Annotated in this window: 13 protein-coding genes; 5 read left to right on the top strand and 8 right to left on the bottom strand. The window is 56.4% G+C overall.

Annotated elements, in window-relative coordinates; translation table 11 throughout:
* Positions 1-3 precede the first annotated feature (3 nt).
* The 5 genes from LNV06_RS02105 to LNV06_RS02125 all read left to right on the top strand — a co-directional run bounded on the left by LNV06_RS02105 (position 4) and on the right by LNV06_RS02125 (position 6,042).
* Positions 4-1,014: a glycosyltransferase family 2 protein gene (locus LNV06_RS02105; protein ID WP_263536585.1), complete on the top strand. Its 1,011-nt coding sequence runs from the start codon at positions 4-6 to the stop codon at positions 1,012-1,014.
* Between the two features lie 101 nt (positions 1,015-1,115).
* Complete coding sequence (locus tag LNV06_RS02110) at positions 1,116-2,063, top strand: glycosyltransferase (protein ID WP_263536586.1); 948 nt, start codon at positions 1,116-1,118, stop codon at positions 2,061-2,063.
* 275 nt (positions 2,064-2,338) lie between these two features.
* A complete protein-coding gene (locus tag LNV06_RS02115; RefSeq protein ID WP_263536587.1) occupies positions 2,339-4,006 on the top strand; it encodes an asparagine synthetase B family protein in 1,668 nt (555 codons plus the stop codon).
* The gene (locus tag LNV06_RS02120; protein ID WP_263536588.1) at positions 3,928-4,956 is read left to right on the top strand and encodes a polysaccharide deacetylase family protein; all 1,029 of its coding nucleotides are present in this window, start codon (positions 3,928-3,930) and stop codon (positions 4,954-4,956) included. Before LNV06_RS02115 ends, LNV06_RS02120 begins: the two co-directional genes overlap by 79 nt.
* Before the next feature lie 51 nt (positions 4,957-5,007).
* Positions 5,008-6,042: an acyltransferase family protein gene (locus LNV06_RS02125; RefSeq protein WP_263536589.1), complete on the top strand. Its 1,035-nt coding sequence runs from the start codon at positions 5,008-5,010 to the stop codon at positions 6,040-6,042.
* 135 nt (positions 6,043-6,177) lie between these two features.
* Here the strand turns inward: LNV06_RS02125 and LNV06_RS02130 are convergent, their stop codons facing one another.
* The 8 genes from LNV06_RS02130 to LNV06_RS02165 are packed head-to-tail and all read right to left on the bottom strand — an operon-like array spanning position 6,178 to position 16,574.
* Complete coding sequence (locus tag LNV06_RS02130; RefSeq protein WP_263536590.1) at positions 6,178-7,188, bottom strand: GNAT family N-acetyltransferase; 1,011 nt, start codon at positions 7,186-7,188, stop codon at positions 6,178-6,180.
* A complete protein-coding gene (locus LNV06_RS02135) occupies positions 7,185-8,159 on the bottom strand; it encodes a polysaccharide deacetylase family protein (protein ID WP_263536591.1) in 975 nt (324 codons plus the stop codon). Before LNV06_RS02135 ends, LNV06_RS02130 begins: the two co-directional genes overlap by 4 nt.
* A 1-nt stretch (position 8,160) precedes the next feature.
* Positions 8,161-9,474, bottom strand: coding sequence for a putative O-glycosylation ligase, exosortase A system-associated (locus LNV06_RS02140; RefSeq protein ID WP_263536592.1), 1,314 nt, complete (start codon positions 9,472-9,474; stop codon positions 8,161-8,163).
* A gap of 35 nt (positions 9,475-9,509) precedes the next feature.
* Complete coding sequence (locus LNV06_RS02145) at positions 9,510-10,862, bottom strand: phenylacetate--CoA ligase family protein (RefSeq protein ID WP_263536593.1); 1,353 nt, start codon at positions 10,860-10,862, stop codon at positions 9,510-9,512.
* Positions 10,863-10,917: 55 nt separating this feature from the next.
* Positions 10,918-12,171, bottom strand: a complete 1,254-nt coding sequence (locus LNV06_RS02150) for a glycosyltransferase (protein ID WP_318013412.1) — start codon at positions 12,169-12,171, stop codon at positions 10,918-10,920.
* Positions 12,171-13,397, bottom strand: coding sequence for a TIGR04063 family PEP-CTERM/XrtA system glycosyltransferase (locus tag LNV06_RS02155; RefSeq protein ID WP_263537489.1), 1,227 nt, complete (start codon positions 13,395-13,397; stop codon positions 12,171-12,173). Before LNV06_RS02155 ends, LNV06_RS02150 begins: the two co-directional genes overlap by 1 nt.
* Positions 13,398-13,399: 2 nt before the next feature.
* Complete coding sequence (locus LNV06_RS02160) at positions 13,400-15,364, bottom strand: XrtA/PEP-CTERM system amidotransferase (RefSeq protein WP_263536594.1); 1,965 nt, start codon at positions 15,362-15,364, stop codon at positions 13,400-13,402.
* 4 nt (positions 15,365-15,368) lie between these two features.
* Entirely contained in the window at positions 15,369-16,574 is a 1,206-nt protein-coding gene (locus LNV06_RS02165) for a TIGR03088 family PEP-CTERM/XrtA system glycosyltransferase (RefSeq protein ID WP_263536595.1), read from the bottom strand.
* Between the last annotated feature and the right edge of the window lie 21 nt (positions 16,575-16,595).

Here is a 16,595-nt window from a genome sequence, read left to right on the forward strand (position 1 = left end):
TCCATGAACAGCCAACCCAGCCCGACAGACGCTCGAGATCAAGCCCTGATCTCGATCGTTTTGCCCTGCTACAACAGTCAGCGGTATCTCCGAGAAACGCTCGATTCCGTGCGTAATCAGAGCCACCTGAATTGGGAACTGATTGCTGTGGACGATTGTTCCAGTGATCAGACAGCTGAGATGCTGCAAGCCGCCGCAACGAATGACCCACGGATTCGCTACGTGAGGCGCGAATCGCGGGGTGGCAAACCCTCGGTGTCGAAGAACACCGGTTTGGAATATGTGCGGGGCGACTACATCGCTTTCATTGACCATGACGATAACTACCTACCAAGAAAGCTGGAGCTTCTTTTAAGAGCACTTCAAGAGCACCCCGACCACGTTGCAGCCTTTCATGACCTGGAGTACATCGACAGCCAGAGTCAGTCCAAGGGAGAGCGGTACATCCCGGACTTCAGAAGCCACGCTCAAGACTACATCGCCGAGTTGGAGCCCGGGGTATTCAGTTGCGGTGATCGCTATCCAATCTTCCAAGCTCTGCGCTACTCAGGCATCCAAACTACTGGCTGCCTACTTGCCAAGTCAAGGCTGCCGGATGGATTCATCCACTACGACACCCGTTACACCATCACCGACGACAAAGACCTTTGGGTCAGACTGGCACTCCAAGGCAAGCTGATTTTTGTCAACGAAGTGCTGGCGCAATACCGAGTGCATGCCAACAATCTATCCAATGACAGCTTGAGAAGCCATCAAGATATTTGCCAACTTTTGCAGGTGAATATTGAACGGCTTAGCACACTGGCCAGCAAGGCGGAATTAAGTCTACTGAAGACCCAATTGGCCCAGAGCTTCGAGCATTGGGCATGGTCATTGCGCTGCAAAGGACTGACCGGTCAAGCGATGAAAGCCTATTGGCACGCAATGACGCTCAAACCGTCATTGAAAACTCTCGCGTCGATATTGAAGGCCGGCTTCAAGCCACAAGCACTTGCCAATGCCGACCATCGATGAGCATCGACACTCTATGAGCGTTCGCGCATCTGCTGCGCCAGCATTGGAAGCGGCAGGCCGCTTGCGCATGGATCCCCTATGCCGCTGACTCAAACCTTCAAATGACGAGCTTGATACCCCGCAATCGACTTGAAGTGGGGCAAAGCAGCCTCATAGACCAAGAGGCCAAGCCAGGGGCCTCCTCGGTCTGCATCATCATCCCCAGCACTTGCGAATTACGCCGATTTGAAGGTCTACGCCGAGCGATAGACAGCATCCTTGGGCAGGAGGAGGTCGCGGTACGCGTGTTGGTCGTCGTCAATGGCCAGAGAGTCGATCCTGATTGCTTCAGGCGCTTGCAGTCACGCCAAGACATCGAAGTCCGCTATGAATCCGAAGGCAGTTCAGTCAAGGCCATCGGCATAGGCCGCGACCTGGTCCGCGAACCGTTTTTTGGATTCTTGGATGATGACGATGAATACTTGCCTGGCGCCCTTGCGAATCGTATCGCCCCCATGCTGCGCGACGCTTCGATCGACTTCGTGGCATCGAATGGCTTGCGCTGCAATGAACAAGGTATTGATGAGCCATTCCTCACAGACACCGCATCGATCGAATCGGCGCCGCTCGAAGAATTAACGCGAGCCAATTGGCTGGCCTCGTGCGGCGGCTTGTTCAGAACAGCCTCAGTGGTTCCTGGCGATTTCGATCCCAGCGTGCGGTATTTTGAGTGGACCTACTTGGCCTATTTGCTGGCCTGCACCCGACGAATGGGCTTCGTCGACCAAGCCACTTTTCGAATTCACAGCACGCCAGGGTCTCTTTCCAAGTCTTTGGCATACCAAACGGCGGAGACTTGCGTGCTACAAAAGGTGCTGGAACTGAAGTTACCCAAACCTGTGCGGGCCTTGGTCAAAGCCAAGTTGAGCGCGGCGCACCATGACGCTGCAGAACTGGCTTACGCCCAGGGTGAGCAAGGGACGGCGTGGCGTCATCATCTGCGCAGCCTGCTTTTGCCAGGCGGCCTTCGCTACTTGGCGTTCAGTCGTCATTTAATGATTAAGCCTTGATGGCCTTTCACATTAATGTGAGAGCCTGCAAGACTTCACGAGTTTGAGGCTTACACCAAAGAATTAGGGGCTTCTTCGGGCTGAAGCCACAATTTGAAACACTATGATCGCGCCCAAGCCACGCGACTGCTGTTTGGCAGGCCTCTGCCCTCTCGCTCCCGCCTTGCGTGCCGCTGGGCAAAGAAGTTAGCTGAAACCCAATAGACTCACTCCTGCTCGTAAATGCCCATCGGCCTTACGCAAGAATCCAGCACGAAATGAACGAGATCACGCGAATGTTTTTTTCAGGTCGCCCCGAGTTTCCGGGCCAAAGCAAGCGCAGTTCAGATTCGCCTCAGGTTGTATTGGAGGCTTGGAAAGCGCAGTTGTCCTCTGGCCCCGCACATGCCGCCAAGGCTGTACGCGGCGACTTTGCGGTGGCGCTGCAAACAGAGAGCGGACAGACCTTCCTGGCCGTGGACCGCTTTGGCATTCAGTCCTTGTGCTACCGGGTGGATGGCAAGCAAATTCACTTCGCGGCGCGTGCGGATGACCTGGCCAGGGACGCCGAGGCCATTGATCCTCAGGCCATTTTTGACTACCTGTATTTCCATTGCATTCCTTCGCCGCGAACAGTTTTCAAGAACGTCTTGAGAGTGCCTCCCGGCCACTATGTCTGGTTCGATCAAGGCCAATTGACTGTTGCGCCCTACTGGACGCCCGAATTCCAACCCCAAGAAGGCTTGGGATTCGCATCGGCGCGCGACGAATTCAGGGGTCTGCTGAAACAAGCCGTCAGCTCGCAACTGTGCGAAGGAAAGCCCGCATGCTTTCTCAGCGGTGGCACAGACAGTTCGACCGTGGCCGGCATGATCCGTGAAGCTACTGGACAACGCCCGAGCACTTACTCGATTGGCTTCGAAGCCGACGGCTACGATGAAATGGCGTATGCGCGCATTGCTGCCAAGCACTTCGACGCTGAGCACCACGAGATTTACTTCACGCCTGATGAGCTGGTCGCCAACATTCCGAAGGTGGCTTGCTTTTATGACCAACCCTTCGGCAACTCATCCGCTCTGCCCGCCTACTATTGCGCGCAGCGAGCCAAGCAAGACGGGGTGATCAAGCTGCTTGCCGGCGATGGTGGCGACGAGCTGTTCGGCGGTAACAGTCGCTATGCCAAACAGCGGGTGTTTTCCTGGTGGCAGTCTGTGCCCGGCCCTATTCGCCGAGGCTTGCTTGAGCCTTTGTGCATGAGCGATTTTGCAGCGCGCACGCCCTTGCTAAAAAAAGCGCACAGCTATGTCGAGCAAGCCAGGGTGCCCATGCCTGGCCGTTTGCAGATGTACAACCTGTTGCTTCGCCTGGGCATCCACGACATGCTGTGCCCGGACTTCCTCCAACAAGTCGATGTAGACGCCCCTGCCCACCATCAACAGAGTGTCTGGGACATGAATGCCCAGGCAAGTGAGCTGAATGCCACCTTGGCTTTCGATTGGCGCTACACCCTCGGCGAAAGCGATTTGCCCAAGGTCCGTGAAACCTCCAAATTGGCAAGCATTGAAGTCGGCTTCCCGATGCTGGATACCGCCTTGCTGGACTTCTCTTTGAAATTGCCCGATGACTTCAAACTTCGCGGCCTGAAGCTGCGCTGGTTCTTCAAAGAAGCCTTGCGCGGCTTTTTGCCGGATGAAATTCTAAGCAAGAAGAAACAAGGTTTCGGGCTGCCCTTCGGTGTCTGGATGACGCAAAAGCCAGCGTTGAAGAGCTTGGCCGAAGACTCTTTGAGAACGCTGGCTCGCCGAGGCATCGTGAAGCCCGAATTCATCGAGCAACTTTTGAGCGTGCGCCTGCGTGAGCACCCCGGCTATTACGGGGAGCAGGTGTGGATATTGATGATGCTGGAGCAATGGCTGAGAGCGAAGGCTCCAACGTACGCCGCCGGCAACGGGCGAGCGGTGTGATGCGGGTTGTTCTGAGTTTTGATATCGAGATTTGGTGCGGAGGCTGGGAGCAACTAGATCAGAAGTTCCCCGCTGCTTTTGAGCGCTACATCTATGGCCGCTCGGAAGCCGGAGCCTATGCCTTACCAAAGACTCTGGAGATTCTTCAGAGGCATCAATTGCAAGCGGTCTTCTTCATCGAGCCTTTGTTCGCCGCTCGTTTTGGCCTGAAGTACCTTGAAGAGATCGTTGGCCTGATCAAGGCGGCCGGTCAAGATGTGCAATTGCACCTTCACCCGGAGTGGAGCGATGAAATCACCCCGCTCCCCTTCCCTGGCGCCGCAGTCAAGCGACAGCACTTGTTTCAATACGACCTGGAGGAGCAAACGCGGCTGATCGGGCTGGGCAAGCAATTGCTGCAGCAAGCAGGTGGAGGTCAAGCCCAAGTGTTTCGCGCAGGCAGCTATGCCGCCAATGCCAACACCTACAAAGCACTAGCCGCTAACGGCATTTACCTGGATTCCAGCCTGAACAACTGCTTTGCCAACAGCGGGCAAGACATTCCGCGAGACAACACAAGCAACGCTACCCTCGACATTGGCGAAGTCCATTGCGTACCCGTGAGTGTTTACCAAGACGGACTCGGCTGCCGCCGCCCCGCACAGATCTCCGCCGCCGGCAACGATGAACTAAAAGAAGCCATGGAGAGTGCCCTTGCGCAAGGGCAAACCGATTTTGTGGTGGTCTCTCACAACTTCGAAATGCTCAAAGCCAAAACCTCTCTGCCGGACAGGTTGGTGGTCAATCGCTTCGAAAACCTGTGCGCCTTCTTAGCCGCCCAGGCTCATCGCTTTGATGTGGGGCCGTTCCGTTCTGCCCGCAGCCCAAGCCTTGTACAGGCAGCATTCCCCCAGGTTTCCCGCCTGGCCACAACACGCCGATACATCGAACAATTAAGGCGTCGCTTCTGAGCGACGCTCAGACCTCATCCTCCTCCACGACCGTTTGGGAAAGAACTTGACATGCTGCACAAGGAGAGTTTTCAGCATCACATCCATGTGTTTCGCGGGGTGGCCATCATCCTCATCGTCTGCGCGCATACATTGCCGTCCTTGGACTGGTCGGGCCATCCGCTCACCTACCGGCTCTTGGATGCTTTGGCCAATGAGTCCTCGATCTTTTTCTTCTTCATTGCGGGCTATTTGTTTCAGCACCTCAGCGCGCGCTTCAACTTTCGCAGCTACCTGAAGCAAAAGCTGAAAACGGTGATTGCGCCGTACCTCTTGCTGTCCTTGCCGGCCTTGTTCATCTTCACGCAGCTCGTCCACCGTGAAGGCATGTGGTACTGGTTCTACTCCTTGCCGGTCTGGCAGCAGCTGGGTTTGTTCTTGCTTACCGGCAAGCATCTGACGCCCTTGTGGTTTGTGCCAACCATCACCTTGTTTTATCTGGTTGCCCCCTTGTTCATTGCGCTGGACCGCCGGGCGCCCGTTTTGTACTGGCTGATCCTGCCCCTGTGGTTGTTGTCCATCTACTTGGGGCGTGATGGCCCGCTGGGACCCATCGACAAAGCCATTTATTTGCTCCCGGCCTACATGATGGGTATGGCCTTCTCGCACTTCCAAGAAACGAGTGAAAAGCTGACCCAACGGTTCTGGCTTCCTCTACTTATTGTGAGTTCAGTTGGTATGGCAGGCCATGTCCTGGAGTGGCCGATTCCGCCGCACTACTTGATGCTGATGAAGTTACCGATGTCTCTACTGATCACGGTGGCCTTGCTGCGCTGGCACAAGCTGTTGGGATCTAAGCTCGACTACATCGCCCATGTGAGCTTCGGTATTTTCTTCGTGCACGCTTACTTCATCTCATTCATCAAAGTGGGAACGGTCTACCTGATGCACGGCCGGCTCTATGCCGGCGAAGGGAGCGGCGACCTCCCCGGCAATTTGCTCGTCTTCAGCGTTTATGCCGGCTTGGTATTGCTGTTCTCGGTGTTGCTGATCAAGGCGGCACAAAAGGTCTTGGGCAAGAACAGCCGGATGTTCATCGGCGCGTGATCATCGACAGTTGTTCGTCGGCACTTAAGGGATGAGTGCCGACCTGTTCTTCGGTGCTTCGCCCTTGTTGCCAAGACCCGGATCCAACGATCTGGTCCTGAGTCACACACCGGGCGAGGCGAAAGCTGTAGGGAGTCACGCCTTGAGGGCACGAATCCAAGCCTTGACCTTCTTCTTGACACCGTAACGCTGCAACAACTCGCCCAGAGCATCGCTCAGGCGAGCCACAAACCGGTGCAAGCGGAGCAAAAACTTGTGCTTGAAGGTGTCCTTCAACAGGTAGAGGTCCACAAACTCTTGCCTGTGCGTGGCAAACAGTGATTTGTACTGCGCTTCACCCGGGCCAAAGTCCAAAATCGAATGGCGCCCGAGAGCAAAGATATCCTCGATCAGGTGATAGAGGAGCACCGTTCCGGGCGAATGGCTGGCGCATTCCGGCAGATAGCCAATGGTGTCATAGATCAGCCGAGAGCCCTGTTGGCGGCACCAAGCAAACGCGATGGCGCGCCCTTGGTCGCGCAAAAGATAGCCCCGCGCACAGCCCTGTTCTGCCAAGGCTTGCATTTGTGCCAAAAACTCAGGACCCGAGGGCAGCCCCGCGTCAAGAAGACGGGTTTGATAGGTTTGCTTTGAAATGGCCAGAGCTTCGGTGAGGAAACGCTCCATCTCCTCGGGGGCGGTATAGACCTCCCACGGCGCGCCCCCCCCCTGTCGCTCCGTAAAACGACGCACCGACCGCTGCAGGTTTTGACGCGGTTTGGAGGAAAACTGTTGCTTCAAATACTCGGGAAAGCTGCCACCCACCGCGACATAGTGAAGCACGTCCCGATGAGACACATAACGAATCAAACCCCCGTACTGTCCCAGGCCGGGCTCACAAAAAGAAGCGGGCACTTTTCTGCACAACAGGCCATCTAACTTGCCGCTCAGTTGCGCTTCCAACGCAGCGCAAGATGCAGGCCAGCCGGGCTGCTCAAACCGTGCTGGATCCAGAACCAAGAGCTCGGGATACCAAGCCCCCAGCACCCACTCTCCCAACCGATACTTGAGCCGAACCGCCTGTTGACGGCGCATGCTGAACTCCAAGCCATCGAGTTCGGAAGCGACAGACGCGGCGACCACCGCTGCAGTTTCAGAAGTCTTCAAACCGTCACCACTTTTTGCCTGAAGGCATTGCGCCACATCCTCAACAAGAATCGCCAAGCGCTGCGATCCCAGGGGGTGAATCGAGGGAGCTGCATCAAGTCGAACTGTCTTGAATCGGCGGCGCCCCAGGCCGTTGACACCGCGGCGTGAAAGCCCAAGGACTTCACCACGGCGGCAGTCTCTGGCGTGTAATCCAGGCCCGGCTGGCCATTTGGGTAAGCGAACAAAGGCACAGGTGCCTGCAAGAGCGCTTCCAAACGCTGTTTGCTCGACAAAATCTCCAAGCGCGCCGCCTGCGCATCAAGTCGGGCCAAGATCGGATGAGTTGCCGTGTGGGCACCGATCTGCATGCCGGCAGCATGCATGGCCTTGACCTGCTCTGAGCTCATCATCAAATCGTTCGGCAACTTGACTTGGGCGCGTTCTGCGAGCTTTTCAGTCAATAGCAGACGCTGGCTGGGCTCAAGGTACTTGATCTGGCGCAGCACCTGGTCAATGGCTGAACGACGCTGCTGCGGGCTGCCCAAAACATAACGACCCAATGACAATCCCTCGACCAGATCGTCGAGATTCAACTCGGGAGCGGAACAGCGCCTGATGGACTCGATGACGGAGTCGTTCCACATCCGCCCGCCGTTCAAATAAGCTGTCGCGATGAAAAAAGTAGCAGGCAAGCCGAGGGCTCGCAAAATCGGCATCGCCAAATCATGGTTGTCCGCATACCCATCATCAAAAGTGATGCACACCGCCCGAGCCGGCAAACGCCCGGCTTCCAATAGTTCAACCGCCTGATCAAGCGGCAACACATGGAACCAGCGCTTGAGCCACACGCAGATCTGTTTAAAGCGCACGACATCCACTTCGTCAGGGAACAATTCATCGGGCTTCGCCAAGACCCGGTGAAAGATCAGTGTGGGCAACTTGGCAGCTTTACCACCCGGGAACAAGGCCGACAACAGGATTCGAATCATTTCAAGCCCCGACCGATGATGGAGGCGGTGTCTTGGGGTTGAAAGCCCCTAGCCACCTCGGATAAGTGGAAGATTCTTGATTCCAGGTCTGCTTCTGCACCCAGACACGCGTCAAAACCACCAAAGCCATCACCTCATACGGCAAATCAAAATAGGCCAAGCTCAAGAAGGCCCCACCCACCGCATAGGCCACAAGGGAGACCTGCGACATCACAGCCAAATCAAAGCACCATTTGCACTCTGGAATGTTGCGCGTCTGCTTTTTGATCCAAGAAGCACTGCGCCAGGTGGAGATCCCAATGCCCAAAAAGATAAATAGGCCCACAAAGCCATGATTACCAAGCACTTGGAAATAGATGCTGTGCGCCGCCCGCAGGTCCGAAGGATCAGGCGCATAAGCCAAGGCTAGATCGGGTCGAATGGGGTTGAAGCCCACACCAAAAGGTCGATGGATCGCGATATTCCAGGCATGCCACCAGGCGTTGATTCGGCCTAAGGCGGAGCCGTCCTGCTCATAGGTTTTGATCGTGTCCATGCGTTGACTCCACTCGTCAGGCATGAAGCCGATCATCAATGAGCCGACCACCAGCAGCAGCAGGCCCATCGACGCTTTGTTCTTGCTCCCCATCCAAAGAAACAAAGCCATGGACGCCAGAGCCAGCAAGGCCCCGCGCGAATGGCTGCCCAATGCTGAGATCGCCACCAAGCCCATACCGACAAACAGGCTGCGTTTCAACCAAGCCGAGTGGGCTTGCAGCTGAAGGTAGCGCATCAAGGGAATGGTCATGACGAGGGACAAAGCAAACTCGTTGTTGTCTTCGATGAAGGAGCCCGACGGTCCCCAAACCCGATAGCTGCCGCCATGTAAAAGCGTAAAGACTCCGCCTTTGATGCCCAAAATGGCCAATGAGGCCACGACCACACACATCAACGCCATGATTTGAACTTTGCTTCGAATTAGCGCCAAGCCAACCAAGAGCATCAGGTTGATCTTCATCACCTTCTTCCATTGGTCAAAGTCGCCTTCGACATCAACACCCAACAACCAGGTCAGCGTCATCCAGCCGCAAAAGACAACAAACCAGGTCACCGGGTTGTCGGCCATCGGATTGTGTTTGTCACGTGTATGGATCAACCCCATCAAGGTACACGCGGCCGCCAATGCCGCCACAGGGAAGCTGTAGGCGAACCCATAGGTGTAGCGATGCGGATTCATGATGCTCAGCCATGTCCACAACAAAACGCCAATCCAAGGGCGTTTCAAAGCCGCCAACGAACCCCAGACAACGAGTCCGACTATCAGAATGTCACGCATCTCGATGCAACCTCATATGCAGTTCTTGACTACGCTCAACTCGCATGACTAATGATGTAGCGGAATTTGCCCGATTTCTCTGGGGCGATTTCATCCATGACGCGAACATCGATCCGAACTTCGGCACCTAAACGCAACTTGAATTGCTGGGTGATGCGCTCTGTCGCCACCAAAGTATCAAAACCAACCTCCGGCAAGAGTTGCACCTCGCAGTGGGATCGGCTGTGTTGAATGACCTTGAATGAACGCAGCCCGGACAAATCGCGCAGAACGTAGATCAAAGCAAGTCCATGCATCACGGTGCCATCCGCTGCAATGACAAAGTCCGTGCTTCGCCCTTGAATCTCTTTCAGCATTGGCAATCCGCGGCCACAAGCACATTGCTTGTCATCCATCACAGCCACGTCCCCGGTCTTGTAGCGGATGAAGGGGAAGTCAGAAGTGGCCAAATGCGTCACCACGATTTCGCCGGCCTGCCCCAGTGGCACCGGAAGTCCTTGGCCATCGATCAACTCAACAATCACATCTTCTGCTGTGATGTGCATCCCGCCCGAAGGGCACTCATGAGCAATAAAACCAGCGTCGCGTCCACCATAGCCGTTTGCGACCGGGCAGCCAAACACCGTAGAAATCATGCTTCTTTGCTCGTCGTAAAGACGCTCAGAGGTCACGAATGCGACCTTGATACCCAGATCATCCATACGTACACCGCGGTCTAGGGCATGTCGAGCGATGTGAGAAAGAGCTGAAGGATAGCCAAACAGCATGCGAGGCCGGCGACGGCGAATCGCATCGATAAACCCGTCCAGCTTGGCACTGGACATTTCAAACGCGGGAAGCAACTCGGTTCGTAGCACGCGATCGCGTATGGCTTTGATCCGATCTTGTTTGCCCAACTCAATCGGCGAGCCCCAGACCACCATCTCTGGGTCACCGATATCTACACCCCACCAACGGGTCGCTCTCCATTTGGCGGCCACGTCATGACTGACTCGCTCTTTGCCAATGAAAAAGATCAGGGGCTCGCCCGATGAGCCACCGGTATTGAAGCGCGCCAAACCACGCGCTTGGCTGCTCTTCATGGCTTCTGTATTGGCCCGAATTACCGACTTGGTCAGGAAGGGCAATTTCTGCAAATCCTCCAGGGAGCTCATGCCTTTCTCGGGGATCCCGGACTCCGCCAATAGCTGGCGATAAAAAGGCACATGCTGCCGGGCATCGCGCATCAAAGCATTGAGGCGCTGCAGTTGGAATTCAGCCAAGGCTTGCGGCTTCAGCCACTGGCTCTGTTCCAGTTGCCGACGAATCTGAACACTGTCATGCCCCTTGAGTCTTTCATGCAAGGGGAATGCCAACGCCGATACGACAGAGGTGTAGAGCGAACTCATGGATATGCAGTGTTTCGTTGAGCGCTTTGAGCAGGCTGAGGCACGGCGGCAGCTTTCATCGCGGCGCCGCCTTGGCCGCAGCACTCGCTTGCCGATGAATGCGCCGGAATTCCTCGACCAGCACTTCGACCCGCCGATCCCAGGTGTTATCTTGCGCATAGGTCCGGATGGCCTGCCTGTCCCAATCGCGCCGCAAGCCCTGTTCAATGGCGGAGCAAAGCCGGTCATGGTCACCAAAAGGCAGTACCTCACCGAGCGACGAATGATTGACAACCTCAGCATTGCCCCCCACGTCGGTCGTCACCACAGGCAAGCCACAAGCCATGGCTTCCAGAAACACATTGGCCCAGCCCTCGTTGCGGGTGGAAAGCACAAACAAATCGGCGGCGCTCAACAGTCCCGCCAAGTCATCTGGCTTGACCGGCCCCAAAAACCTGACATGCGCCTCAAGGCCCAAGGACTGAACTTGAGACTTCAGTTTCTCCGTCCAATCGCCTTCCGGACTGGGCCCTCCCACCACCAGATAGATCAGAGCAGGAAACTGCTTCAACAAACTAGGAAGACAGTCGATGACCCGGTGAAAGCCTTTGCGTTCGACCAGCCCCCCAACGGTAATCAACACCGGGGCGTCAGCAAGCAAACCAAGGCGGACTCGCTGCTGCACCTTATCCAGCATTTGGAAGCGCTGCAGGTCAACTCCGTTGCCCACCACCTTGACCTTTTCAGGCGACGCGCCCAGGCTCAGCGCCAGTTGCCGCAATGACTCCGAAACCGAGAACACCTGCTGCGCTTGACACAATGCCTTTCGCAGTTGCGGCCCCAAGGCAGGGTCTTGAGAATGACGCAATTCAGTGCCACGCATCGTGATGCAGACCGGAACCTTCAGCCACCGTCCCAAACGCACCGCGGCAGCACCATCGGGATAACCGAAATGCGCATCGAGCACGTCCAAGCGACCCGCGCGCCTAAGCGCCCTCAAGCGCGGCAAAGCTGCCAAGGCCATCATCCAGGCATCCATGCGTCGAAACAACTTGGGCACCGACAAAAATTTGGGAAGCCAAACCGTTTGTTGCTGCTGCTCGATCGCGGCGGTACTGACACGGCTACCGAACCCCAAGCGCGACAACAGGCTCTGCCCCGGAAACCATGCCCGCGGTGAGACGACGCTCAAGGGCAAGATTTTTGCGACCCGAAACATCCGTTCACGCACGAAGAGACCGGCGCCAGGCTGAGTTGCGCTAGGAAACAAGCTGCTCAGAACCACCAGCGCCGGGCGGTCTTGCGGCGCACCGCTGGATTCGAGCGCCATCACCGCCCAACCAGCAGCCGACCGTAGGGCTGGACATAGTTCGCAACACTGGCAGCCCAGTTGCGCTCGGTCTCCACAAACCGTCGTCCTTGAGATCGAATGCTTGGCCAATGCTGCCTCTCGCTCAGCACGCGCGACAAGACCTGCACCAAAGAATCCACCGAATCTGACTTGAACAAATAGCCCGTGTGTCCGTCGCGAATCAACTCATGATGCCCACCAACATCTGAAGCCACCAAGATACGACCTTGCGCCATGGCCTCCAGGGGCTTGAGCGGTGTCACCAACTCGGTCAAACGCATGGAATGCCGGGGGTAGACGAGCAGGTCGACCAAATCGTAATAACGTTTGACTTCAGCGTGTGGCACTCGCCCCGTGAAGATCACTTTGTCCTGCACCCCCAAGCGAACCGCTTGTGCTTTCAGGGCCTCGTCTTGAGGTCCTCCGCCGACCAGTAGGACGCGCACATCAGGCCTTTGTTGCAAGATTTGCGGCAAGGCCTCTAACAATAGATCCAGCCCCTCGTATGCATAGAAAGAACCAATGAACCCCAGGACGGTACAGTCGCTCAGCCCCAGGCGCTCTTTCAAAGCAAGGTCGGCTTGACCGCCGGGTTCAAAGGAATCGATATCCACGGCGTTGGGAATCACTGTCACCTTGTCGGCCGCAATGCCGCGCGCGACGATGTCTTTGCGCAAGCCCTCGCAAATGGTGAAAACATGATCGACGCGCTTGAGTGCATGGGTCTCCATGGCGCGTGTCATGCGGTAACGCAGACTGCCTTCGCTGGTCGTGCCATGGTCAACCGCGGCGTCTTCCCAAAAGGCACGAATTTCATAGACCACAGGGATACCCAGTCGTCGGCCCACTTTCAGTGCGGGCAAGGCATTCAACACCGGGGAATGAACATGGATGATCTGCGGCCGCAGTTGTTCAGCCACTGTTTGCAAGCGAGCCTCAAGTTGCTGCATTAAACGCACCTCTCCGAGGCCGGGCAGCGTTTTCTTGCCTGCCTGGACCGGTGTGCGATAGAAATGCCAACCATCGACCGTTTCTTCCAAAACGTCGGTCTTGTCCTTCTGCGCCAAACCTTCGCCATGCTTGGGGCTGGTCAAATGATGAGTATCCCACCCCAATTTGCGCTGCTCTCGCAACAAGGACAAGGTTCGGAAGGTGTAGCCGCTGTGCAAAGGGATGGAATGATCCAGCACATGGAGAACACGCACACTCATGGAGCCACCGCCTGTTCCATCGCCGCCGCTGTCGTTTGAGGAGCCAACAAGGACACCGAACTGTCGCCAGCATCCACCACCTGGCGCAAAAATGCCTCAAACATCAACAGCGTCCAAATCGGCGCGCTGTAATCGCTGGCGCCGCTCTGATGTGCATCGACCAGGTGCCGCAAATAAGTAGGATTGAACCAACCGGTCGAAGCCAGCCTTTCGCCCAGAATGGCGTCTCGCACCCGCTGCTTGAGCGGTCCGCGGAACCAGCGCGCCAAGGGCACCGAAAAGCCCATCTTGGGTCGATACAAAATATCGTCAGAGAGCATAGGCTCCATCGCCTTCTTCAGCAGGTACTTCCCTTCTTGCCCCTTGACCTTGAGATTTGAAGGCAGCGTGGCCAACCACTCCACCAGTTCATGATCCATCAAAGGCTCACGCACTTCGAGCGAATGCGCCATGCTGGCGCGATCAACCTTGGTGTTGATGTCGCCCACAAGGTAGGTCTTGAGATCCAGATACTGGATCAGGGCCAACGGATCATCGGTCTGAGCCTTGGCGGCATGTTCATCAAACACCTGCTGTGCCCCATAGCCTGCCAACTGCGCCTTGAACTGCGAACTGAACAACTGATCTCGCATCGGGCCACGCAGAATCGAGACTGAATGGAAATAGGCCTCCACCGAACTGCGGGCCATGCCTTCAAAGGTGGTCTTTGCTCGGAAAACACGGGGCGCCCAATCGGCTTTGGGATAGAGCCGCCCCAAAGTGCCAAAAATAGGTTTGCGAACGGCTTCTGGCAGGGAGGATCGCATGCGTTCTTCCATCAAATGCATGCGGTAGCGTCGGTAGCCGCCAAAGCTCTCATCGCCGCCATCGCCTGACAAGGCCACGGTCACATGTTTGCGCGCCAATTGACAGACGCGATAAGTAGGAATTGCCGAGCTGTCGGCGTAGGGCTCATCGTACAAGCGGGCCAGCATGTCGATCAAATCGAAATCATCGCTCTTGACGATTTCGAGTCGATGGTTGGTCTTGTAACGATCGGCGACCGTCTGAGCGAAAGCCGACTCATTGAAAGAAGGATCATCAAATCCAATCGAACAGGTATTGACGGGGCCCTCAGACATGCCAGCCATGACCGCCACCACCGCGCTGGAATCGACGCCACCGGACAAGAATGCGCCCAATGGCACTTCGGCAATCATGCGGAGGCGAACCGATTCCTGCAGACGCTGCTGCAACTCGGCGCAAGCATCTTGCTCACTCATTGGATTGTCGAGTGAGAATCGCACATCCCAAAACTGCTTAGGCTGCGGCACAGCTTGGCCACGACGAATCAGCAAACTGTGTCCAGGCGCCAGCTTCTGTGCTTGCTTAAAGATACAGCGAGGCTCGGCGACATAGCCCAGCGCAAAGTACTCCTCTACCGCACATGGATCGATCTCACGCTTCATGCCCCCGTGTGTCAACAAGGACTTCAGCTCAGAGCCGAACAGCAACATGCCGTCATCCAGCAAGGACCAGTACATCGGCTTGACGCCGAGCCGATCGCGAGCCATGAAGAAGACTTGTTGATTGCGATCCCAAAGTGCAAAAGCAAACATGCCCCGCAGGCGCTTTACGCAATCCTCACCCCAGGCCTCCCAGGCATGAACGATGACCTCGGTGTCACTCTTGGTGCGAAACACATGCCCCAAGGATTCCAGCTCTGGCACCAAGGATTGAAAGTTGTAGATCTCCCCATTGAACACGATGACCACTGAATGATCTTCATTGAACAAAGGCTGCTGACCTGTCGCAATATCAATGATGGACAAGCGCCTATGCCCCAGGCCAACGCCGGGCTCCAGGTGCAAGCTGCCTTCATCAGGGCCGCGGTGCAGCTGCGAGTCATTCATGCGCTGAAGGACTTCGCGCTGCAACTCACGTTGACCCCGCGTATCAAATATTCCGGTGATTCCGCACATAGCGTCAGTGTTGGCCTTGGTTTGTACTTGCAGCGGCTCGCGAAGTTTGCGCGAGCCGCTTCGAGCGCAAGCTCAGTTCTTGATCGTAAAGGTCTTGATAGGTCTTGATCATCGCTGGCAGACTGAAGCGCTCGTCTACGCGCGCTTTGCCGGCTTCGCCCATTGTCCTTGCCAGACCAGGCTGGCGAGCCAAATTGATGATTGCTTGTGCCATCGACTCAGGCTCTGCGGCAGGCACCAGGATGCCTGTCTTCGGAGCATCCACCAATTCCGCGTTGCCGCCCACGTCCGTCGCGAGCACAGGCAGTCCGCTCGCCATCGCCTCGAGGATGGTGTTAGAGATGCCCTCAGCCAGTGAGGGCAACACGTAGCAATGCAAGGCCCGCATGATTTGCGGCACATCGTCCCGCTCACCTGGCAACCAAGCCAGGTCCGCGAGACCCGCCTCGTCCAACAAAGCTTGGGCTTCAGCTCGCAGCGGACCATCGCCGACCATCACCAAGCGCAAGGTTTCCCTCAGCTCGGGGGCGTGACTCAGGGCCAGGATGAAAGCCTTGGCCAAGGTCACCTGATCCTTCACACGTGCCATCCGCCCAACCGTTCCCAGCAACCAATGCGTCGAAGGGTCGAAAGGGCAACCGTCCAAGCTCTCGGCTGAATGGCTTGCAGGAAAGAATCGGGAGGTATTCACGCCATTGCATGCCAGGGTCATGCGCGCTCGAGGCACATGAACCGCAGTTTGCAGGTAGGCCGCCAAGTCCTTAGACAAGGCCACGTAGTGATGAACAAAGGGACGATACAGGCGCCTGACACGCTGAAGCTTGAGATTGCTGCCATCCAGATCACCCACGTCACGCCCATGCTCGCCGTGAATTCGGACCGGCACACCGGCTGCCCAAGCCGGCAGCTGCACCTCTAAAGCTGCCAAATTACGTGTGTGGACAACGGCCGGTCGAAGCTGTTTGAACAGCTTGAAAAGCTTAGGATAAAGCCACAAACCATGACCAGGCGGCTTCTCCAATGCAATGCACTCCACATCCTCATGCTGGATGCGGTAACGGAAGCTGGTCACCTCCGTCAGCGCCAACACGGCATGCCGGTAGGCATGCGTCGGCATGTGGTTGATCAAATTGACGACGCCATTCTCCAGCCCGCCCGTGTCAAAGCGGTACACCACGTGAAGCACCAGAGGGCGAGTGTCGTGCGACATGAGGTCAGTCGATTGATGCAA

Origin of the sequence: Paucibacter sp. Y2R2-4, assembly GCF_025717535.1 — a bacterium.
Classification (GTDB): domain Bacteria; phylum Pseudomonadota; class Gammaproteobacteria; order Burkholderiales; family Burkholderiaceae_C; genus Paucibacter_A.